At 64.1% G+C, this 20,089-nt stretch carries 20 protein-coding genes; 11 read left to right on the top strand and 9 right to left on the bottom strand.

Annotated features, from left to right (window positions below; genetic code table 11):
* Position 1 precedes the first annotated feature (1 nt).
* The 6 genes from P0086_RS11085 to hemE all read right to left on the bottom strand — a co-directional run bounded on the left by P0086_RS11085 (position 2) and on the right by hemE (position 7,148).
* A complete protein-coding gene (locus P0086_RS11085; RefSeq protein ID WP_275786155.1) occupies positions 2–622 on the bottom strand; it encodes a 16S rRNA (guanine(527)-N(7))-methyltransferase RsmG in 621 nt (206 codons plus the stop codon).
* Between the two features lie 11 nt (positions 623–633).
* The gene (gene mnmG, locus P0086_RS11080; RefSeq protein WP_275786152.1) at positions 634–2,514 is read right to left on the bottom strand and encodes a tRNA uridine-5-carboxymethylaminomethyl(34) synthesis enzyme MnmG; all 1,881 of its coding nucleotides are present in this window, start codon (positions 2,512–2,514) and stop codon (positions 634–636) included.
* Between the two features lie 81 nt (positions 2,515–2,595).
* Positions 2,596–3,912 (bottom strand): tRNA uridine-5-carboxymethylaminomethyl(34) synthesis GTPase MnmE, encoded by a 1,317-nt coding sequence (mnmE, locus tag P0086_RS11075; protein WP_275785404.1) that lies wholly within the window; start codon positions 3,910–3,912, stop codon positions 2,596–2,598.
* A 205-nt stretch (positions 3,913–4,117) separates the two neighbouring features.
* Entirely contained in the window at positions 4,118–5,383 is a 1,266-nt protein-coding gene (rho, locus tag P0086_RS11070) for a transcription termination factor Rho (protein WP_112596861.1), read from the bottom strand.
* 194 nt (positions 5,384–5,577) lie between these two features.
* The gene (hemJ, locus tag P0086_RS11065) at positions 5,578–6,120 is read right to left on the bottom strand and encodes a protoporphyrinogen oxidase HemJ (protein WP_275786149.1); all 543 of its coding nucleotides are present in this window, start codon (positions 6,118–6,120) and stop codon (positions 5,578–5,580) included.
* The gene (hemE, locus tag P0086_RS11060; protein ID WP_112596865.1) at positions 6,114–7,148 is read right to left on the bottom strand and encodes a uroporphyrinogen decarboxylase; all 1,035 of its coding nucleotides are present in this window, start codon (positions 7,146–7,148) and stop codon (positions 6,114–6,116) included. The genes hemJ and hemE overlap by 7 nt, the downstream gene beginning before the upstream one ends.
* Before the next feature lie 403 nt (positions 7,149–7,551).
* Between hemE and P0086_RS11055 the strand changes: the two genes are divergently transcribed.
* From P0086_RS11055 to dnaQ, 5 genes are read left to right on the top strand one after another with little or no spacing between them, the layout of a single operon-like run.
* Positions 7,552–8,373 carry a pyruvate, water dikinase regulatory protein gene (locus P0086_RS11055; RefSeq protein WP_112596866.1) on the top strand — a complete coding sequence of 274 codons (822 nt, stop codon included), beginning with the start codon at positions 7,552–7,554 and terminating at the stop codon, positions 8,371–8,373.
* A gap of 29 nt (positions 8,374–8,402) precedes the next feature.
* Entirely contained in the window at positions 8,403–9,002 is a 600-nt protein-coding gene (locus P0086_RS11050) for a Maf-like protein (protein ID WP_275785401.1), read from the top strand.
* Entirely contained in the window at positions 8,995–9,849 is an 855-nt protein-coding gene (locus tag P0086_RS11045; RefSeq protein ID WP_275785399.1) for a shikimate dehydrogenase, read from the top strand. The genes P0086_RS11050 and P0086_RS11045 overlap by 8 nt, the downstream gene beginning before the upstream one ends.
* A complete protein-coding gene (gene coaE / locus P0086_RS11040; RefSeq protein WP_275785397.1) occupies positions 9,846–10,445 on the top strand; it encodes a dephospho-CoA kinase in 600 nt (199 codons plus the stop codon). Before P0086_RS11045 ends, coaE begins: the two co-directional genes overlap by 4 nt.
* Positions 10,438–11,160: a DNA polymerase III subunit epsilon gene (gene dnaQ, locus P0086_RS11035; RefSeq protein ID WP_148651697.1), complete on the top strand. Its 723-nt coding sequence runs from the start codon at positions 10,438–10,440 to the stop codon at positions 11,158–11,160. Before coaE ends, dnaQ begins: the two co-directional genes overlap by 8 nt.
* A gap of 57 nt (positions 11,161–11,217) precedes the next feature.
* Here dnaQ and secB read toward each other — a convergent pair whose 3' ends face one another.
* The gene (gene secB / locus P0086_RS11030; protein WP_112596875.1) at positions 11,218–11,703 is read right to left on the bottom strand and encodes a protein-export chaperone SecB; all 486 of its coding nucleotides are present in this window, start codon (positions 11,701–11,703) and stop codon (positions 11,218–11,220) included.
* 90 nt (positions 11,704–11,793) lie between these two features.
* Positions 11,794–12,252, bottom strand: coding sequence for an FxsA family protein (locus P0086_RS11025; protein ID WP_275785394.1), 459 nt, complete (start codon positions 12,250–12,252; stop codon positions 11,794–11,796).
* 183 nt (positions 12,253–12,435) lie between these two features.
* Between P0086_RS11025 and P0086_RS11020 the strand changes: the two genes are divergently transcribed.
* The 5 genes from P0086_RS11020 to gyrB all read left to right on the top strand — a co-directional run bounded on the left by P0086_RS11020 (position 12,436) and on the right by gyrB (position 17,765).
* Positions 12,436–13,140 (top strand): Tim44/TimA family putative adaptor protein, encoded by a 705-nt coding sequence (locus P0086_RS11020; protein ID WP_112596878.1) that lies wholly within the window; start codon positions 12,436–12,438, stop codon positions 13,138–13,140.
* An 11-nt stretch (positions 13,141–13,151) separates the two neighbouring features.
* Positions 13,152–14,267, top strand: coding sequence for a murein transglycosylase A (locus P0086_RS11015; RefSeq protein WP_275785392.1), 1,116 nt, complete (start codon positions 13,152–13,154; stop codon positions 14,265–14,267).
* A complete protein-coding gene (locus P0086_RS11010; protein WP_275785390.1) occupies positions 14,254–14,823 on the top strand; it encodes a Smr/MutS family protein in 570 nt (189 codons plus the stop codon). The genes P0086_RS11015 and P0086_RS11010 overlap by 14 nt, the downstream gene beginning before the upstream one ends.
* Positions 14,820–15,200 carry a helix-turn-helix domain-containing protein gene (locus tag P0086_RS11005; protein ID WP_275785388.1) on the top strand — a complete coding sequence of 127 codons (381 nt, stop codon included), beginning with the start codon at positions 14,820–14,822 and terminating at the stop codon, positions 15,198–15,200. The genes P0086_RS11010 and P0086_RS11005 overlap by 4 nt, the downstream gene beginning before the upstream one ends.
* 132 nt (positions 15,201–15,332) lie before the next feature.
* Positions 15,333–17,765 carry a DNA topoisomerase (ATP-hydrolyzing) subunit B gene (gene gyrB, locus P0086_RS11000; RefSeq protein ID WP_112596884.1) on the top strand — a complete coding sequence of 811 codons (2,433 nt, stop codon included), beginning with the start codon at positions 15,333–15,335 and terminating at the stop codon, positions 17,763–17,765.
* A gap of 110 nt (positions 17,766–17,875) precedes the next feature.
* On the opposite strand, the gene P0086_RS10995 is transcribed toward gyrB, so the two are convergent.
* Complete coding sequence (locus tag P0086_RS10995) at positions 17,876–18,472, bottom strand: nitroreductase family protein (protein WP_275785386.1); 597 nt, start codon at positions 18,470–18,472, stop codon at positions 17,876–17,878.
* A 159-nt stretch (positions 18,473–18,631) separates the two neighbouring features.
* Here P0086_RS10995 and gabD point away from each other — a divergent pair, with 159 nt between their 5' ends.
* A complete protein-coding gene (gabD, locus tag P0086_RS10990; protein WP_148177981.1) occupies positions 18,632–20,086 on the top strand; it encodes an NADP-dependent succinate-semialdehyde dehydrogenase in 1,455 nt (484 codons plus the stop codon).
* Positions 20,087–20,089 lie beyond the last annotated feature (3 nt).

Below are 20,089 nucleotides of genomic sequence, written 5' to 3'. Positions count from 1 at the left end.
GTCACTGAATTTTGCGCGAGAGCCCCGTTATTTCCAGCACGACAGAATCATGCTCAACGACGCTTTCGTGTTCTATCAGATCGAAGTGCCAACGACCACGCGCTTTCTCCACCTCGCTGCGGTAATCCCGGCCTTTATGGAAGAACGCCCGGCAATTTCCATTACGGTCCATCCACGGCGCGATGAAGTCCAACAGCAATGGAAGTTCTGCCAGCGCCCGCGCCGATATGGCGTCGCAATCCTGAATGATCGCGGGCGCCGTCTCGATCCGGATGGGGTGAACACTCGCGCGCGCACCCGTCTCCGCAATCGCCTGCCTGAGGAAGGCCGCCTTCTTGTTGTTGCTCTCGACCAGGTGCACCCAGCCGCCATCCGTCTCCAGGAGGAGAATGGCGGTAATGATGCCCGGAAATCCGCCGCCGCTTCCGAGATCGATCCAGGTCATCGGCGCCGGGCAATGGGCAGAGATCTGCGCGCTGTCGCGGATATGCCGGGCCCCGAAGTCGCCCAGCGTCGACGGCGCGACCAGGTTGATCGTCCGCGCCCACTTGTCGAAAAGCGCAATGAACTTGCGGAGGCGCAGCTCCGTTTCACGTGAAACATTCAAGTCAGAAAGAGAGATATCCTCAACTTTCATACCGCCTGGCTCCTCGGCTCACCGGTGGAACCGCTACGGCGGAGCGCTGTCAGCAGCAGCGATATGGCGGCAGGAGTCATCCCATCGATTCGTGCGGCCTGAGCGACATTGGCGGGCCTGTCGCGCGACAGTTTCAGGCGGAGCTCGTTCGAGAGACCCGGCAGGTCGTCGAAGCTGAAATCGGCAGGGATGGTGCGATCCTCCTCCCGGCGCACGTCGGCAATGTCGGCCGCCTGCCGGTCCATATAGACGGCATAGGCGGCCTCGATCTCCAGTGCTTCCCGGACCCGAGGATTCATTCCCTGGAGCTCCGGCCATACGATCCCGAGCGACTCGATCGAGTGCTCATTGTAGGACAGCAGCTCGTAGGCGCTGCGCTTCTGCCCGTCCTGATTGATTTTTATTCCGTGATTCAACGCTTGATTGGGCGTCAGCGTGAGTGACTTTGCGAGATCACGGCAATGGTCGAGCTCGGCCTGCCAGGCGAGGAAGCGCTCGCGACGCGCACGACCGGCGATCCCCAAGCTGATGGCGACAGGGGTCAGCCGCAGGTCCGCGTTGTCGGCACGAAGCGACAGGCGATATTCGGCGCGCGACGTAAACATGCGATAGGGCTCGGCCACACCGCGGGAGGTCAGGTCGTCGATCATCACGCCGATATAGCTGTCCGTGCGGCTGAAATGGTGCGGCGCCAGACCGCCGACCTTGCGGGCCGCATTGAGCCCGGCGACAAGGCCCTGGGCCGCCGCCTCTTCATAGCCTGTCGTGCCGTTGATCTGCCCCGCGAGGAACAGACCGGGCAGCTTGATGACTTCGAGGCCCAGCGTCAGTTCCCGCGGGTCCACATGATCGTACTCGATCGCGTAGCCGGGCTGCAGGATCTCCACCGACTCGAGGCCCGGGATGGTATGGATGAACGCGCTCTGGACCGCCGCCGGCAGCGACGTCGAAATGCCGTTCGGATAGACGGTATCGTCATCCAAGCCCTCCGGCTCCAGGAAGATCTGATGCCCGTCGCGCTCGCCGAAACGGACAATCTTGTCTTCGATCGACGGGCAATATCGTGGCCCGACGCCCTTGATCTGGCCGGAATACATGGCCGAGAGACCGATATTGTCCTCAATGATCCGATGCGTCGCCGACGTCGTGCGCGTCACGCCGCATTCGACCTGCGGATTGGTGATAGTGTCCGTCATGAACGAGAACGGAACCGGTTCGCTGTCGGCCGCCTGCCGGCCCACCCTATCCCATGCAATGGTCTTCCCCGACAGTCGGGCGGGGGTCCCGGTCTTGAGGCGGCCGAGGCGCAGGCCGAACCTGGCCAGCGTCGTCGAAAGGCCCAGCGACGGCTGCTCGCCCATCCGGCCGGCCGGGGTCGTTTCGGACCCAAGATGAATAAGGCCGCGCAGAAACGTCCCCGTCGTGAGGACGACCGCAGCGCATGCGAGGCGACGACCATCGCCGGTGACGACGGCCTGGATCTGCTGGTTGGCGGAGAGCTCGATATCGAAGGCGTCGCCCTCGATCACCTCGAGGTTCTCGATGCTGGAAATCTCCTCCTGCATCGCCTGCCGATAGAGACGACGATCAGCCTGGGTCCGCGGACCCCGGACCGCCGGCCCCTTGCGGCGATTGAGCAGGCGGAATTGGATGCCTGCCCGATCCGCGACGCGCCCCATCAACCCATCCAGCGCGTCAACCTCGCGAACGAGATGACCCTTGCCCAGGCCGCCGATGGCGGGGTTGCACGACATGACGCCGATCGTGTCCCGGGAGTGGGTCAGCAGGGCGGTGCGTGCCCCCGCGCGCGCAGAGGCGGAAGCCGCCTCGCAGCCGGCATGGCCGCCGCCAATGACAATGACATCATAGCTCAACAGTATACCCTCGGTTTGCTGGATCCCGTTTCACGTGAAACAGAGATTGGGACTCGCATATGGTGCAACGGTGTTTCACGTGAATCACTTCCCGATGCAGAATTCGGAGAAGATGACATCTAGCAAATTCTCGACGTCCACGCGACCGGTCATCCGCCCGAGCTCGTTGGCCGCCTGCCGCAACAGCTCGGCCTGCAGTTCGAGTTCATGCGCGGGAAGCGAGAGCGCCTCGTCCAGCGCTTTCAACATCGTCCTCAAAGACTCGTTGTGCCGATCGCGCGACGGAACGGCGAAGGCATTGGCATGGCTCAACTGCGGCAGGTGCTCACGGATCCGATCCATCAGCTGGTCGATGCCATCACCCGTCAAAGTCGACAAGGCCACTACCGATCGGTCGATATCCCTCCGCGGATACAGGTCGGCTTTAGAAGCAACATAGATCGTCGGTCCGGACTCGGTCGGCGGTGCGCCGGGCATCTCGTGCTGATCGAGCATCCGGAGGACGAGATCCGCCTGCGCCATGGCCGACTTCGCCCGCCTGATGCCTTCCTTCTCCACCACCTCCTCCGTCTCCCGGAGGCCGGCGGTATCCAGCAGCCGGACCGCAAAACCATCGATATCGAGGTCGACCGAAACGATGTCGCGCGTGGTCCCGGGAATATCGGTGACGATCGCGACGTCCCGCTTGGCCAGGAAATTGATCAGGCTCGATTTCCCCACATTCGGCGGACCAGCGATTACCACCGTCAGCCCGTCGCGAATGATCTCCCCGGCGCGGCTGCCGGCCAGATGCTCCCGAACCTCCCGTGCGAGCGCCATGAGATCGTCGCGCACGGTTTGACCGACCGCACCCGGCACATCCTCCTCATCGGAGAAGTCGAGCTCCGCCTCGATCATCGCACGCGCGAAGGTCAGCCTCCGTGCCCAGTCCTCATAGAGGCGTGATACACCACCCGCCGCATGCTCCAGTGCCAACCTGCGTTGCATCTCCGTCTGGGCGACGACGATGTCGGCAAGTCCCTCGATCTCCACGAGGTCGAGTTTGCCGTTGTGAAAGGCACGGCGGCTGAATTCGCCGGCGTCCGCCGCGCGCAGTCCGGGGAATTCCGCAAGGGCATCAAGCACAGCCCTGACCGTGGCGCGACCGCCATGCAGGTGAAACTCGCCGGAGTCCTCGCCGGTGAACGACGCCCGGCCCGGGAAGTGAAGCACGAGTCCCTGGTCCAGGAACAGACCGTTTCGCGAGCGAATCGAACGCAGTTCCGCGCGTCTCGGCGCCGGCAGGGAACCGGTCATGACGCGGATGACCGTCTCGCATTCCGGACCGCTGATGCGGACGACGGCAACGCCGGAGGGCAGCCCCCCGCTCGAAAGCGCGAAGATGGTGTCGTTTCCGACCATGGATCACCTGGAGTGCGGAGAAGTTGGGAGCGATCGCACAGCCATCGGGCGATCATCCAGTTCGCGCACGCAAATACACGAATGCAGGCGCGGCGTCCAGCATCGAAGCGTCGAGCTCGCCGCACCGATCGGCTACAAAAAAGGCGGCGCCCTCGCAAGACGCCGCCTCTCAACTTTGGAATCCGGGAAAGAATCCGGCTAATGTCTAGGTGTTCATCGAATCGAAGAAATCGCCGTTGTTCTTCGTTTGCTTCAGCTTGTCGATCAGGAACTCGATCGCATCGGTCGTTCCCATCGGGGCCAGAATGCGGCGGAGGACGAAGATCTTCTGCAGGTCCTGGCGCGGCACGAGCAGGTCTTCCTTGCGGGTGCCGGACTTGAGGATGTCCATCGCCGGGAAGATGCGCTTGTCGGCGACCTTGCGGTCGAGCACGATTTCGGAGTTGCCCGTACCCTTGAACTCTTCGAAGATCACTTCATCCATGCGGCTGCCAGTATCGATCAGCGCGGTCGCGATGATCGTCAGCGAGCCGCCCTCCTCGATGTTGCGCGCCGCACCGAAGAAGCGCTTCGGCCGCTGCAGCGCGTTGGCGTCGACACCACCGGTCAGGACCTTGCCCGATGAGGGAACGACGGTGTTGTAGGCGCGGCCGAGGCGCGTGATCGAATCGAGCAGGATGACGACGTCGCGGCCGTGCTCCACGAGGCGCTTGGCCTTCTCGATGACCATCTCCGCCACCTGCACATGCCGGGTCGCAGGCTCGTCGAAGGTGGACGAGACGACCTCGCCCTTCACCGAGCGCTGCATGTCGGTCACTTCCTCGGGCCGCTCGTCGATCAGCAGAACGATGAGATAGCATTCCGGGTGATTGGCCGTGATCGAATGCGCGATGTTCTGCAACAGAACGGTCTTACCCGTGCGCGGCGGGGCGACGATCAGCCCGCGCTGGCCCTTGCCGAGCGGCGCCACCAGGTCGATGACGCGGGGCGAAAGGTCCTTGGACGTCGGCACGTCCAGTTCCATCTTGAAGCGCTCGTTGGGATAAAGCGGCGTCAGGTTGTCGAAATGAACCTTGTGACGGATCTTTTCCGGGTCGTCGAAATTGATCGTGTTGACCTTCAGCAGCGCGAAGTAGCGCTCACCTTCCTTCGGTCCGCGGATCGGCCCTTCGACCGTGTCGCCGGTCTTCAGCGAGAAGCGCCGGATCTGCGACGGGGAGATGTAGATGTCGTCCGGACCCGGGAGATAGTTTGCATTGGCCGACCGCAGAAAGCCGAACCCGTCCTGGAGAACCTCGACCACGCCTTCGCCGATGATCTCGGTGTCCTGCGCAGCCAGCATCTTCAGGATCGCGAACATCAGCTCCTGCTTGCGCATCGTGCTGGCGTTCTCGACCTCGAGCGATTCGGCAAACGCCAACAGGTCGGTCGGCGTCTTGTTTTTCAGTTCTTGTAGCTTCATTTCAGCCATGCAGGGGGACCATGCGTGATTTCTGGATTGGGGATTGGCGTGCGAGTCAAGACTGAGCTGCAGGGAGGCAGTTCACGATGCGGGATACACATGCCACGAGAGATGAGGTGACGCGAAAATAGCGATTCAGGGGGAGGCCCGCAAGGGGCTCGTCGATTTTCCTAAAATAGACGGGACCAATTCCTTTCACACCCTCAGAAGGGCTTCACGACGGCAAGGATCACGATGGCGACCATCAATAGCGCCGGCATCTCGTTGAGAAACCGCCACTGGCGCGCGGTGATCCTGTTCTCGTCCCGGCCGAACGCTTTCACGGAACGGCCGAAGAACACGTGCACGCCCGTCAACAGCAGCACGAGCGTCAGTTTGGCATGCAGCCAGCCGCCGCCGAAGCCGTAGACGGACCAGGCGAGATAGAGGCCGAGCAGCCAGGCGAGCATCATCGCAGGGTTCATGATCACCCGGTAGAGACGTCGCTCCATCACCTTGAACGTCTCGGAAGCCTCCGAACCGCGGGCGGTGTCGCTGTGGTAGATGAACAGCCGCGGCAGGTACAGCAGCCCGGCCATCCACGAGATCACCGCGATGATATGCAGGGCCTTGAGCCAGAGGTAGGGGTTCTCCGGCGGATGGAAAACCAGCACTGCGGCCACGAGCGCGAAGACCACAAGCACCATTGCGGCCCGGATTTGGGCGCGCCGGCCTGCCGCCCAGCCTGTCTGGCGCTCGCTCAACAGTCCTGTCCTCGCACCCGCCGGACCAGCGCCGTCACATGCGCGGGATCGGCCTGCGGCGTGATGCCGTGGCCGAGGTTGAAGATCAGCGGACCGTTGCCGAGGGCGTTCAGGATCGCGTCGATCCCTTCGTTCAAGGCGGCACCGCCGGCCACGACACGCTGCGGGTCGAGATTGCCCTGCACCGGACCGTCCTTTTGCAGCTCGGCTGCAAACGACAGCGGTATCGTCCAGTCGAGCCCGATCGCGTCGGCGCCTGTGCCCTGGCGATAGTTCTTCAGCAACAGGCCCGCGCCCTTGGCAAAGGCGATGATCTTCGCCTGCGGCCGCTGCGCCCGCACCAGATCGACAATGCGCCGGACCGGCTTGACGGCATAGGCGGCAAACTCCGGCTCGCCGAGCACGCCCGCCCATGAATCGAAGATCTGCACCGCATCCGCGCCGGCGTCCAGCTGTGCCACCAGGTATTCGGCGGACTTCTCGGCCAGGATGTCCAGCAGGGCGGCAAAAGCCTTCGGCTCCTGATAGGCGAAAAGCCGCGTCGGCGCCTGGTCCGGCGTTCCGTGCCCGGCGATCATGTAGGTCGCCACCGTCCACGGCGCGCCGCAGAAGCCGAGAAGCGCCGTCTCCTGCGGAAGCTCGCGACGGAGCCTGCGCACGATCTCGATGACCGGCGAAAGATGCTCCATGACCGGCATCGATCCCAGCGGGCGGATCTCATCGATCGCCAGCGGCTTAAGACGCGGTCCGAAGCCCTCGTCGAAACGGACCTCGCGCTTCAGGGCATCCGGAACGACGAGAATGTCGGAGAACAGGATCGCGGCATCGAAAGCGTAGCGCCGGATCGGTTGCAGCGTCACCTCGACGGCAAGATCCGGCGAATAACAGAGATCGAGGAAACTTCCGGCCCTGGCGCGCGTTTCCCGATACTCCGGCAGGTACCGCCCTGCCTGTCTCATCAGCCATAAGGGTGGTGGAGAGACAGCCTTCCCGTTCAGGACCTCGACGATTTTCCGCGTGCCGGTCGTCACCTCTGCCGCGCTCCCTCTAACAAAGAAATCTATATTGAAGAGGTTTCTATTTCTTAGAGTCGGTGACTATCAAGGATTAAATTCCATCCACATCCAACCACAGATATTGCAGAACGGCTTTTGCCGAAGGAGCGATCTGGCGCCGCGCCGGGGGTGATGCGAACAACGCAGAAAATGCCACGCATTCAGGCGCTTACACGAATGCCAGATTTGAACATCCTGTGGACAGCTCCAGCGATTGCGTGACACAATGTCACCCACGGCGATTTATGCACAGCCGGCCCGCCATGCCATCCAGCGAAATCCGTTTTGTGGAAAAGTCGGCAGTTTTCCACGAGGCGTCGCCGCAGGCCGGCGAACCGGGCTCGCTGTCCCAGCCTGTCAACAGCCCACGGAGGATCATGTGGAGAACCCGAAAAACTACTTCCACCTCCACCTGATCTCCGATTCGACCGGTGAGACGCTGATTGCGGCCGGGCGCGCCGCCGCCGCGCAGTTCCAGGCGTCCCAGGCGCTGGAACATGTCTATCCGCTCATCCGCAACAGAAAGCAGCTCACCCCGGTCCTCGACGCGATCGATGCCGCGCCCGGCATCGTGCTCTACACGATCGTCGACAGCGAGCTCTCGGCCATCATCGACCAGCGTTGCCGGGAGATGGGATTGCCCTGCGTCTCGGTGCTCGAGCCCATCATCGACGTGTTCCAGTCCTATCTCGGGACGGCCTCGCGCCGGCGCGTGGGCGCACAGCATGTGATGGATGCGGAGTATTTCGCCCGCATCGAGGCGCTCAACTTCACCATGGACCACGATGACGGCCAGCTGCCGTCCGACCTGGAAGAGGCGGATGTGATCCTTGTCGGCATCAGTCGCACCTCGAAGACGCCGACGAGCATCTATCTCGCCAATCGCGGCATAAAGACCGCGAACATCCCGATCGTTCTCGGCGTGCCTCTTCCCGAGCGCCTGTCGCTGGTGGAAAGGCCGCTGGTCGTCGGGTTGATCGCGACGACCGATCGCGTCGCCCAGGTCCGCCAGAACCGCGTCCTCGGATCGGCCAAGGATTTCAAGGGCGAAGATTATACGGACCGGGCGCAGATCGCCGAAGAACTGAAGTATGCCCGCTCGCTGTGCGCGCGCAACAACTGGCCGATCATCGACGTCACGCGGCGATCGATCGAGGAGACAGCCGCGGCCATTGTTGCTCTCAGGCCCAGACTTCGCTAGTCCCGCTGCATGCAAACCGGGACCGCCCCATGACCAGACGTCTTATCCTCGCATCCCAGAGCCCGTTCCGCCGCACGCTGATGGAACATGCCGGCCTCACGTTCCGGGCGATTGCCGCGGATATCGACGAACGGGCGATCGAGGCCGAACTCGAGTGCCTGTCGCCGTCGCCGTCGGATACCGCCCTGCACCTGGCCGAGGCGAAGGCGCAGGCGGTCAGCGCGGCCAATCCGGACTGCCTCGTGATCGGATCCGATCAGACCCTGTCGCTCGGCGCGCGCATCTTTCACAAGCCCGCCGACCTCGAGGCGGCAAAGGCGCATCTCACCGCGCTTTCGGGCAAGACGCATGCGCTGAACAGCGCCGTGGTCATCGTCGCAGACGGTGAGGTGCGGTGGCGGCACGTGTCGACGGCGCGGCTCACCATGCGACCGCTGTCGGCGGCCTTCATCGATCGGCATCTGGCGCGGGTGGGTGACCGGGTGCTGGGCAGTGTCGGGGCCTATCAGTTGGAAGGCGAGGGGATCCAGCTCTTCGAGGCCATAGACGGCGACTACTTCACGATCATCGGTCTGCCGATGCTGCCGCTGCTTGCACAGCTGCGAGAGATGGGAGCGATCGATGCGTGATTCACGTGAAACATTGGTTAACAGAGCCTTCGTCGTCGGCCACCCGATCAACCATTCCCGCTCGCCGCTGATCCACGGATACTGGCTGGAAAAGCTCGGAATTGCCGGAAGCTATACGAGGCTCGACGTCGCGCCGGAGGCTTTCGGTGCATTCTTCTCCGGCCTGAAGAGCGGCGAATTCGTCGGCGGCAACGTGACGATCCCGCACAAGGAGGCGGCATTCCGCCTGGCGGATCGCCCGGACGCGCGCAGCGCCGAGCTCGGCGCCTGCAACACCGTGTGGCTGGAGGACGGCCAGGTTTGCGCCACCAACACCGATGGCTATGGTTTCGTCGCCAATCTCGACGAACGGGCGCCCGGTTGGGATCGCATCGACCGGGCCGTCGTGCTGGGTGCCGGCGGTGCCAGCCGGGCGGTGCTCCAGGCGCTGCGCGACCGCGGCATCCGTGAGATCCATGTCGTCAATCGCACCGTCGGCCGAGCCCGCGAACTCGCCGATTGGTTCGGCGGTGCGCTGCACCCCCATCCCATCGAGGCCCTGGCCGAAGTGATGAGCGGCGCCGAACTCTTCGTCAACACGACCTCGCTCGGGATGGATGGCCAGCCCGCTCCCGAGATCGCCTTCGATCGCCTGGCGGATGGCGCGATCGTGACCGACATCGTCTACGTCCCGTTAAAGACGCCCTTCCTGGCGCAGGCGGAACGTCACGGCCTGAAGACGGTCGACGGGCTCGGCATGCTGCTGCATCAGGCAGCACCCGGCTTCGAAAAATGGTTCGGCGTACGGCCTGCGGTCGATGAAGCCCTGCGCCGGCGCATCATCGACGACATGGAGGATCATGGATGATCGTCCTCGGTCTGACCGGCTCGATGGGTACGGGCAAGTCGACAACGGCCGGCATGTTCCGCGAGCTGGGCGTGCCGGTGCACGATTCCGACGCGACGGTGCACGAACTCTATCGCGGCGAGGCGGTCGGCCCGGTCGGCGAGGCTTTTCCGGGGGCGATCAACGACGGTGTCGTCGACCGCAAGGCTCTGGCGGCCGAGCTGGCGGCGAGGCCGGACGGCTTTCGCGAGCTTGAGTCCGTTATCCACCCGCTGGTTCGCCGCAAGGAAGAAGCCTTCCTGTCGAAGCAAAGGGCGGCGGGGGCACCGCTCGTCGTGCTCGATATCCCGCTTCTGTTCGAGACCGGCGCCGACCGGCGTGTCGACAAAGTGCTGGTCGTGACCTGCGAACCCGAACTGCAGCGGCGGCGCGTGTTCGAACGCCCCGGAATGACCGAGGAAAAGTTTTCGATGCTGATGGCACGGCAAATGCCGGATGCGCAGAAGCGGGAGCGTGCGGATTTTGTGGTCAGGACCGACAACGGCCTTGCAGACGCGCGCGAACAGGTGAAACTCGTCATCGACATCTTGAAGAGGGAAACGGACGCCGATGCGTGAGATCATTTTCGATACGGAAACGACCGGCCTGGACAACCGCGCCGATCGGGTCATCGAAATCGGCGGCGTCGAGCTCGACAACCATTTTCCTACCGGCCGAACCTTCCACGTCTATATCAATCCGGGCGACAGGAAGGTGCATCCCGATGCGCTTGCGATCCACGGCATCACCGACGAGTTCCTGAAGGACAAGCCGGTCTTCTCCGAGATCGTTGCCGAACTGCAGTCTTTCTTCGGCGATGCGCGGTGGGTCGCACACAATGCCACCTTCGACATGGGCTTCATCAACGCGGAATTCGAGCGACTGGGCATTCCGCCGGTGCCGGGCGACCGCGTGACGGATACGCTGGCACTGGCGCGCCGCAAGCATCCGATGGGTCCGAACTCTCTCGATGCGCTCTGCCGGCGCTATGGGATCGACAACTCCCATCGCAGCAAGCACGGCGCCCTTCTCGACTCCGAGCTTCTCGCCGAAGTGTATATAGAGATGATCGGCGGTCGCCAGGCTGCGCTCGGCCTGGCGGTAGCCGAACAGCGGGAGCGCCTCGATCAGGCGGACGGCGAGGAGATCGTCCTGCCGATCGCCCAGCGTCCGCACCCGCTACCGGGTCGCATCAGCGAAGCGGACCTGGCGGCGCATGCGGCCATGGTCGCGAAGATGGGCGACAAGGCGATCTGGTTGAAATTCCAGCAGCCTTCGAGCGACCCGGAGTAGCCCTAAAGCAAAACGCCCGGCTGTGCCGGGCGTTTTCGACTGGATCGAACGGACCCGTCAGTTCGTGTTGCTGGCGACCTTGGCCTTCAGCTGCTCTTCGGCCATGCGCTGCTGGAACATCTGCGCAAAATCGATCGGGTCGATCATCAGCGGCGGGAAACCGCCGTTGCGGGTGGCGTCGGCAATGATCTGGCGGGCGAACGGGAACAGCAGCCGCGGGCATTCGATGAACAGCACCGGCAGCATATGCTCCTGCGGGAAGCCGGCGATCCGGAACACGCCGCCATAGGCGAGCTCGGCGTTGAACAGGACCTTGCTGTCGTCCTTCGCCTCGGCGTTCAGCGAGAGCACCACGTCGAACTCGGTCTCCGAGAGCGGGTTGGCGTTCACGTTGACATTGATATTGATCGAGGGAGCCTTGTCGCGCGCCTGCAGCGAGCGCGGGGCGCCCGGGTTTTCAAAGGAAAGATCCTTCACATACTGCGCCAGGATATTGATGGACGGGCTCGCCGCGCTGTTGGCGGATGCATTGTCGGTTGCCATGGGTCTTTCCTCGGGGAGATAAATCGTGGCAGCCATCTAGCACTTCGCCGGAGGGCTTACAACCCTACGGCCCGGCGTGCCGCGAAGCAGTCATTGCGGCTCGTCGCGCCGGTAGTCGTCCGAATCGAGGTCGATTGTCCTCGGTTTTGCGGGACCCGGATCGCGCGGCTGCGCGCCGGCATCGACATTGACCACGACCACGCGGGAGGCAAGCCGCCTGGCGAGGATGTGTCGAACGAAGGGCACGAGCAGAAGGAGCGCGATCGCATCGCTGACGAAGCCCGGGACAATCAGGAGTAGGCCGGCGAGCAGCACGAATGCGGTGTCGAAGAAGCGCTCGGCCGGCATGTCGCGCGGCAGATCGCGCTGCCGCAGCCTGGTCAGTGCCTGAAATCCCTGGTGCCGCAGAATGGCCACGCCGGCGAGGACCGAGCAGACGACCAGGAGAAGCGTATAGGCGATGCCGATGCGTCCCCCGACGAACACGAACCCCGCGATCTCGAGAAGGGGAAGGAAAAGCAGCAGGATGGCAATGATTGATCGTATCATGTTCTCTCGCCTGGTCTCCTGTGCCGCGTGTCCTCAGCCGCCTTTGTCCCCGCATGGCCGGTGTCGGTCAAGGTGAAGTGATGCTTATTCGTACGATCGCCGTCGGCTTCGGTTTGAAGAATGGAGTTTTGCGGATTATATGGGGGGCAACTCAGAAAAGATGAACGGCGGTTCCGGATCGATATGGGCTCATTCGACTTTGTGACGATTTTCTTCCTCGTGGCGGCAGTGGTGATATTCCTGCAACTGCGCAATGTACTCGGCCGCCGTACGGGGAATGAGAAACCGCCGTTCGACCCCTATTCGCGGCGCGACTCCGCCGATCAGGCCGCCGCTCCCGAGCGCGGCAAGGTCGTCACGCTGCCGCGGCGGGACGGGACGGAGGGCGAGGAGGGCGCCTATGCCGGCGTCGATGCCTTTGCGCCCGCCGGCACGCCGCTCAATGAATCGCTCCGCCGCCTGGTGGACGGCGATCCGTCGTTCAACCCGAAGGAATTCATCAACGGCGCCAAGCTCGCCTACGAGATGATCGTCGTCGCCTTCGCCGATGGCGACCGCAAGACGTTGAAGAACTTGCTGTCGCGCGAAGTCTACGAAGGCTTCGACGCCGCCATCGCCGACCGCGAAGCCAAGGGCGAGGTGGTCAAATCCAATTTTGTCGGCATCGAGAAGGCGGACATCGTATCGGCCGAAGTCAAGGACAACGAGGTCAACGTCACGGTCCGGGTGATCAGCCAGCTGATCTCGGCGACCTATGACAAGGCGGGCAAGCTGATCGACGGCGATGCCGACACGGTGGCCGAGGTCAACGACCTATGGACCTTCGCCCGCGACATCCGCTCGCGCGATCCGAACTGGAAGCTGATCGCCACCGAATCCGAAGGCTGATCGGCGCGATCATGGAATTCGGGCTGAAACCGGTCGCCTTCTCTGATCTGCCCGGGTGGGCGGAAGACGACCCGTCGGCGCTTCTGACGGCGATGGCGCGCTGTCGCGACCATATCGCGCAGAGCAAGCCCTATCGCACAGGCGCCATCGGGATCACTGCGGAGGAGCTGTTGCCGGCGCTTTCCGCGGCAGCGGCCGCATCGCCGTTGGATGCTGCGCAGGCACGGGCCTATTTCGAGCAATGGTTCCAGCCCTTCCGGATCGAGAGGCCCGATGGAGAGCGGGGGTTCGTCACCGCCTACTATGAGCCGGAAGTGGACGTCCGGGCCGAACCGGATGCGGTCTTCCGTTTTCCCTTCTACCGGCGCCCGGACGACCTGGTTGATGTCGACGATGGCAACCGTCCGCCTGGACTGGACCCCTATTTTGCCTTCGGGCGCCTGCGGGACGGTCGGATCGAGGAATATCCCGATCGCAGGGCGATCGAGCAGGGCCTGCTTGCCGGCCGTGGGCTCGAGATCGCCTATGCGCGCTCGAAGGTGGATGTCTTTTTCGTCCACATCCAGGGGGCGGCGCGCCTGCTCTATCCCGATGGAACGGTCCGCCGCATCACCTATGCCGCCAAGACCGGCCATCGCTTCTCGCCGATCGGCAAGCTGCTGATCGAGCGCGGCGAAATCGATGCCGCAACCGTGTCGATGGCCTCGATCAGGGCGTGGCTCGCCCGCCATCCTGAGCAGGTGGACGACGTGCTCTGGCACAACCGGTCGTTCATCTTCTTCCGCGACGCGCCGGTGGAGGATCTGCATCTCGGTCCGGTCGCCGCCGCCAAGGTGCCGCTCGTTGCCGGACGCTCGCTCGCGGTCGACCGGTTGATCCACACCTTCGCAACCCCGTTCTTCATCCGCAGCGAGAGCCTGACGCACATGGACGGCGGCAAGCCCTTCGCCCGGACCATGCTGGCGCTCGACACCGGCTCGGCGATCGTCGGGCCCGCGCGGGGCGATATCTTCACCGGATCGGGTGACGGCGCCGGCGCGCTGGCCGGCAATGTCCGCAACACGGCGGATTTCTACGTCTTTGTCCCGAGGTCGATTGCCGCGAGATTTGGCCATGGCCAGGGATAAGCCGCTCAGCGCCGAAGACCGGATCCTCTGGGGCAAGGTGGCGAGGAGTACGACACCCTTGCCCGGTCGCATGCAGGATCTGGAGACGCTGGAGGCGGTTCTGCAGCCGACCGAGGCGCCCGCTTCGCCGGCTGCCGAAAAATCTGCGAAGGCGAAGTCCAAGTCGGATGAGTCGGGAATCCGGATAACGAACGCAGGCGAAGGCGAAAGGCGGCACTATCCGCTCGAGCGGCCGGTCAAACGCAAGCTGGCGAAGGGTCACCTGGCGCTGGAGGCACGCATCGACCTGCACGGCATGATCCAGAGCGAGGCGCACGGGTTCCTGTTGGGCTTCCTGATGCAGGCGCACATGCGCGGTCTGCGTCACGTTCTGGTGATCACCGGCAAGGGCGCCTCCATCGGCAGTGACGGGGCGCTGAAGCGCGCCGTTCCGCTGTGGTTCTCGCTGCCGGAGTTCCGTCCGCTGATATCGTCCTACGAGCCTGCCGCCCGCAACCATGGCGGGGAGGGCGCGCTCTACGTCCGGCTGGCACGGGTGAAGGGAGAGCGCGAATGACCACACCGTTCGGCATGGCCGTGCGCCACCTCCGGTCGCGAAAGGGCGTCTCCCAGAAGGAGATGGCAGCCGCACTCGGCGTGTCGCCGGCCTATCTCTCCGCCCTCGAGCACGGCCGCCGCGGCACACCGAGCTTTGACTTCCTGCAAAGGGTCGCAGGCTACTTCAACATCATCTGGGACGAGGCGGAGGAACTGTTCCGGATCGCGCGGATTTCCGATCCCCGCATCACGGTCGACACCGCGGGCCTGCCGCCGGAATACACCGCCTTCGCCAACCGCCTTTCCGCCGAAATCTGCAATCTGCCGCCGGCGACGATCAGGCGGCTCGCCGGCATTCTCGAAAAGGCTTGCAATTCGCGCGCTAAATCGACGTGATCCCCTGATTTCTGCCGCTATTGCCGGCCACATCGTTTGGAAAACCGGGCCTGAATCCCTATATTCACGGGTCTGGAAGGTCGGTGATTCGCCGGTTCCCATGTCCTCAGGTACGCTGGAAAGACATCCCCTATGACTGATACACCCGAGACCGAAAACGGCCCGGCCGAGTATGGCGCAGATTCCATCAAGGTGCTCAAGGGCCTTGATGCGGTACGCAAGCGCCCGGGCATGTATATCGGCGACACCGACGACGGCTCGGGCCTTCACCACATGGTCTACGAGGTCGTAGACAACGCCATCGACGAGGCGCTGGCCGGGCATGCGGACATCGTCACCGTCACGCTTAACGCGGACGGTTCGGTGACGGTGACCGACAACGGCCGCGGCATCCCCACCGACATCCACAAGGAGGAAGGCGTGTCCGCCGCCGAGGTCATCATGACCCAGCTGCACGCCGGCGGTAAGTTCGACCAGAACTCCTACAAGGTGTCCGGCGGCCTTCACGGCGTCGGCGTCTCGGTCGTCAACGCCCTGTCGGTGATGCTGAGGCTCAAGATCCGCCGCGGCGGCCGCATCCACGAGATGAGCTTCACCCATGGCGTCGCCGACGGTCCGCTGACCGTGACCGGCGACTGCGGCAGCGAGACCGGCACCGAGGTGACGTTCCTGCCGAGCCCGGAGACCTTCACCAATATCGAGTTCGTCTACGCCACGCTCGAACACCGCCTGCGTGAGCTCGCGTTCCTGAACTCCGGCGTCCGCATTCTTCTGACCGACCGACGTCATTCCGATGTCAAGCAGGACGAGATGATGTACGACGGGGGCCTCGAGGCCTTCGTCAACTATCTCGACCGCGCCAAGAAGCCGCTCGTCGCCAAGCCGGTTTCCATCCGCGGCGAACGGGACGGCATCACCGTCGAGGTGGCGATGTGGTGGAACGACAGCTACCACGAGAACGTGCTCTGCTTCACCAACAACATTCCCCAGCGCGACGGCGGCACCCACCTCGCGGGCTTCCGCGGCGCACTGACCCGCCAGGTCGTCTCCTATGCGGAGAGTTCCGGCATCCTGAAGAAGGAAAAGGTGACGCTGACCGGTGACGACTGCCGCGAAGGCCTGACGGCCGTGCTGTCGGTCAAGGTGCCGGATCCGAAATTCTCCTCGCAGACCAAGGACAAGCTCGTCTCCTCCGAGGTCCGCCCGGTAGTCGAAAGCCTCGTCAACGAGGCCCTGAGCCACTGGCTCGAGGAGCATCCTTCTGATGCGAAGGTGCTGGTCGGCAAGGTCGTGGAAGCGGCAGCGGCCCGCGAGGCCGCCCGCAAGGCGCGCGAGCTGACCCGTAGGAAGGGCGCGCTCGATATCTCCTCGCTGCCCGGCAAGCTCGCCGACTGCTCGGAACGCGATCCGGCCAAGTCCGAGCTCTTCCTGGTGGAAGGCGATTCGGCGGGCGGTTCGGCCAAGCAGGGCCGGTCCCGCGAGAACCAGGCGATCCTGCCGCTGCGCGGCAAGATCCTCAACGTGGAGCGCGCCCGCTTCGACAAGATGCTCTCCAGCCAGGAGATCGGCACGCTGATCACCGCGCTCGGCACCTCGATCGGCAAGGACGAGTTCAATCCCGAAAAGCTGCGCTATCACAAGATCATCATCATGACGGATGCCGACGTCGACGGCGCCCACATCCGTACGCTGCTCCTGACCTTCTTCTTCCGTCAGATGCCGGAACTGATCGAGCGCGGCCATCTCTATATCGCCCAGCCGCCGCTCTATAAGGTCGCGCGCGGCAAGTCGGGACAGTATCTCAAGGACGAGAAGGCGCTCGACGACTACCTGATCAACGCCGGTCTCGATGAAGCGACGCTGGAGCTGGGTTCCGGCGAGGTGCGCGCCGGCCAGGACATCAGCGAGGTGATCCAGGACGCATTGCGCCTGCGTGCGCTGCTGGACGGCCTGCATTCGCGCTACAACCGCGCCATCGTCGAGCAGGCGGCGATCTGCGGCGCGCTCAACCTCGAGCTCAGCCACAATCGCGACGCCTATGCCGAGATGGCCGATGAGGTCGCGCGGCGGCTGGACCTGATCGCCGAGGAGACCGAGCGCGGCTGGACCGGCGCCGTTGCGTCCGATGGCGGGCTGAAGTTCGAACGCACCGTGCGCGGCGTGAAGGAATTCGCCCATCTCGACATGGCGCTGATCGGCTCGTCCGATGCCCGCCATATCGACCAGCTGGCCGTGCGGCTGAAGGACATCTACGCCATTCCGCCCAAGCTGAAGCGCAAGGACCTGGAAACCGAGATCAGCGGACCGCGCGCCCTGCTCGATGCCGTCTTCGCCTCCGGCCGCAAGGGCCTGTCGCTGCAGCGCTACAAGGGGCTCGGCGAGATGAATGCCGAACAGCTCTGGGAGACGACGCTCGATCCGAACGTCCGCTCGCTGCTGCAGGTCCGCGTCTCCGATGCCACCGACGCCGACGGGCTGTTCTCGCGCCTGATGGGCGACGAGGTGGAGCCGCGCCGGGAATTCATCCAGGACAATGCGCTGAGCGTCGCCAACCTCGACATCTGACGCCCTTGCAGGGGTCCTCGGGTCGCGTCTGAATCCGGATAAGAAGTGATTGCCCCGCGCCATCAAGCGCGGGGTTTTTCAATCGCCGATACCACCGGGCAGGCCGCCCGTCAGTCCGGCTTGAAGCTGCCTTCGAAGGCAAAGACCTCGACGGAGTGACGCTGGCTCGGGACTTCACGCGCCTTCAGGTCGTCGGGGAGCGTATCCTTCGCTGCGATCTTGCCGATGGCGAGCCCGGCCTCGACCCGGTAGCCCTCCGGCACGCCTGCGGCGATCATCGCCTTGTCGCGATCGATCCCCGCCATCGCATGGACATGATAGCCGGAGAAGGTCGCCTGCAGCGCCAGCGCGCACCAGGCCGCCCCGGTATCGAAGGCATGCGTGTAGGCGGGGCGGAGTTCACCGGAAGCGGTGCGATTGTGGGTCTTGGAAATGATGACGGCCAGGACCGCGGCATCGGGAGTCCAGCGCCGGTTGCCCTCGTCCAACGTCGACAGGATCGCCTGGAAAGCCTCGGTGCCGCGATGGGCGTAGACGAAGCGCCAGGGCTGGCGGTTGCTCGCCGACGGCGCCCACCGGGCCGCCTCGAACAGGGCCAGCAGGTCATCCTGCGGCATCGCCTCGCCGGTGAAGGCGCGGGGCGACCAGCGCTCGAGGAAGACCGGATGAATGTCGTGATCGGCCGTGCGGCCGTTGATCTCATGCATGAATGCCACCACCAGTATTGCTGTCATTGACGGTCACAGGATGCGCCGATGCGTCGCCGATGTCGACCGCGCACGCAACGGCTTGGTGCATTGTGGAGCGGGCAGAAAAGGGCCTATAAACACCCCAGGGAGTTTCAGACTGAACAGGGAGACAGCGCCATGAGCCTCAAAGATCCAACCCTCCTGCGCCAGGCGGCGCTCGTCGGCACGCGCTGGATCGAGGCCGAGCCTGCGACGGCGATCGCCGTGAACAATCCGGCCACCGGCGAACGGATCGGTTTCGTGCCGAAACTCGGGGCTGCCGAGACAAAGGAGGCCATCGCGGCCGCCGAGAAGGCGCAGAAGGAATGGGCGGCGCGGACGGCCAAGGAACGCGCGACGATCCTGCGCAAGTGGTTCGAGCTGATGATGTCCAACCAGGACGATCTCGGCCGGATCCTGACCATGGAGCAGGGCAAGCCGCTCGCCGAGGCCAAGGGAGAGATCGCCTATGGCGCGAGCTTCATCGAATGGTTCGCCGAGGAAGGCCGCCGTCTCTATGGCGACATCGTGCCCGGCCATCAGAAGGACAAGCGCATCCTGGTGATGAAGCAGCCGATCGGCGTGGTGGCCGCGATCACGCCGTGGAATTTCCCCAATGCGATGATCACCCGCAAGGCCGGTCCGGCCTTCGCCGCCGGTTGCGCGATGGTTCTGAAGCCGGCTTCGCAAACCCCGTTTTCCGCCATCGCGATCGCCGTCCTTGCCGAACGCGCCGGCCTGCCGGCCGGCCTGTTCAGCGTGCTGACCGGTTCGGCCCGGGAAATCGGCGCCGAGATGACGGCCAATCCTGTCGTCCGCAAGCTCACCTTCACCGGTTCCACCGAGGTCGGGGCCGAGCTCTACCGGCAGAGCGCGCCGACGATCAAGAAGCTGGGGCTCGAGCTCGGCGGTAACGCGCCCTTCATCGTCTTCGACGATGCCGATCTCGATGCGGCGGTCGAAGGCGCGCTGATCGCGAAGTTCCGAAACAACGGCCAGACCTGCGTCTGCGCCAACCGCATCTATGCGCAGGAGGGCGTCTATGACGCCTTCTCCGAAAAACTGGCCGCGGCCGTCGGACGGCTCAAGACCGGGAACGGTTTCGACGAGGGCGTCATCCTCGGCCCGCTGATCGACGAGGCGGCACTCGCCAAGGTCGAGGAGCATGTGTCCGATGCGCTCGGCAAGGGCGCCAAGGTCATCCAGGGCGGCAAGCGCCATGCGCTCGGCGGCACCTTCTATGAGGCGACCGTGCTCACCGGCGTGACCTCGGCGATGGCGGTGGCGCGCGAGGAGACCTTCGGTCCGGTGGCGCCGGTCTTCCGCTTCAAGGACGAGGCGGATGTGATTGCCCAGGCGAACGACACCGAGTTCGGCCTTGCCTCCTATTTCTACGCCAAGGACCTGGCGCGCGTCTTCCGCGTCGCCGAGGCGCTGGAATACGGCATGGTGGGGGTCAACACCGGGCTCATCTCGACGGCGGAAGCGCCGTTCGGCGGCGTCAAGCTGTCGGGGCTCGGCCGGGAAGGGTCGAAGTACGGCATCGAGGAGTTCACCGAGATGAAGTACGTCTGCCTCGGCGGCATCGGCTAACTA

The sequence above is a fragment of the Mycoplana sp. MJR14 genome (assembly GCF_029210525.1).
Lineage (GTDB): Bacteria > Pseudomonadota > Alphaproteobacteria > Rhizobiales > Rhizobiaceae > Mycoplana.
This window is presented reverse-complemented; position numbering and strand designations above follow the sequence as displayed.

What these genes read in the sequence shown, in the direction of transcription:
- mnmE (WP_275785404.1), bottom strand. Translation starts at nt 3,912, where the DNA reads ATGGTCGGAAACGACACCATCTTCGCGCTTTCGAGCGGGGGGCTGCCC.
- P0086_RS11025 (WP_275785394.1), bottom strand. Translation starts at nt 12,252, where the DNA reads ATGATACGATCAATCATTGCCATCCTGCTGCTTTTCCTTCCCCTTCTC.
- P0086_RS10995 (WP_275785386.1), bottom strand. Translation starts at nt 18,472, where the DNA reads ATGCATGAGATCAACGGCCGCACGGCCGATCACGACATTCATCCGGTC.
- secB (WP_112596875.1), bottom strand. Translation starts at nt 11,703, where the DNA reads ATGGCAACCGACAATGCATCCGCCAACAGCGCGGCGAGCCCGTCCATC.
- gyrB (WP_112596884.1), top strand. Translation starts at nt 15,333, where the DNA reads ATGACTGATACACCCGAGACCGAAAACGGCCCGGCCGAGTATGGCGCA.
- P0086_RS11020 (WP_112596878.1), top strand. Translation starts at nt 12,436, where the DNA reads ATGGGCTCATTCGACTTTGTGACGATTTTCTTCCTCGTGGCGGCAGTG.
- gabD (WP_148177981.1), top strand. Translation starts at nt 18,632, where the DNA reads ATGAGCCTCAAAGATCCAACCCTCCTGCGCCAGGCGGCGCTCGTCGGC.
- P0086_RS11045 (WP_275785399.1), top strand. Translation starts at nt 8,995, where the DNA reads ATGCGTGATTCACGTGAAACATTGGTTAACAGAGCCTTCGTCGTCGGC.
- P0086_RS11015 (WP_275785392.1), top strand. Translation starts at nt 13,152, where the DNA reads ATGGAATTCGGGCTGAAACCGGTCGCCTTCTCTGATCTGCCCGGGTGG.
- P0086_RS11050 (WP_275785401.1), top strand. Translation starts at nt 8,403, where the DNA reads ATGACCAGACGTCTTATCCTCGCATCCCAGAGCCCGTTCCGCCGCACG.
- rho (WP_112596861.1), bottom strand. Translation starts at nt 5,383, where the DNA reads ATGGCTGAAATGAAGCTACAAGAACTGAAAAACAAGACGCCGACCGAC.
- coaE (WP_275785397.1), top strand. Translation starts at nt 9,846, where the DNA reads ATGATCGTCCTCGGTCTGACCGGCTCGATGGGTACGGGCAAGTCGACA.
- dnaQ (WP_148651697.1), top strand. Translation starts at nt 10,438, where the DNA reads ATGCGTGAGATCATTTTCGATACGGAAACGACCGGCCTGGACAACCGC.
- P0086_RS11010 (WP_275785390.1), top strand. Translation starts at nt 14,254, where the DNA reads ATGGCCAGGGATAAGCCGCTCAGCGCCGAAGACCGGATCCTCTGGGGC.
- P0086_RS11005 (WP_275785388.1), top strand. Translation starts at nt 14,820, where the DNA reads ATGACCACACCGTTCGGCATGGCCGTGCGCCACCTCCGGTCGCGAAAG.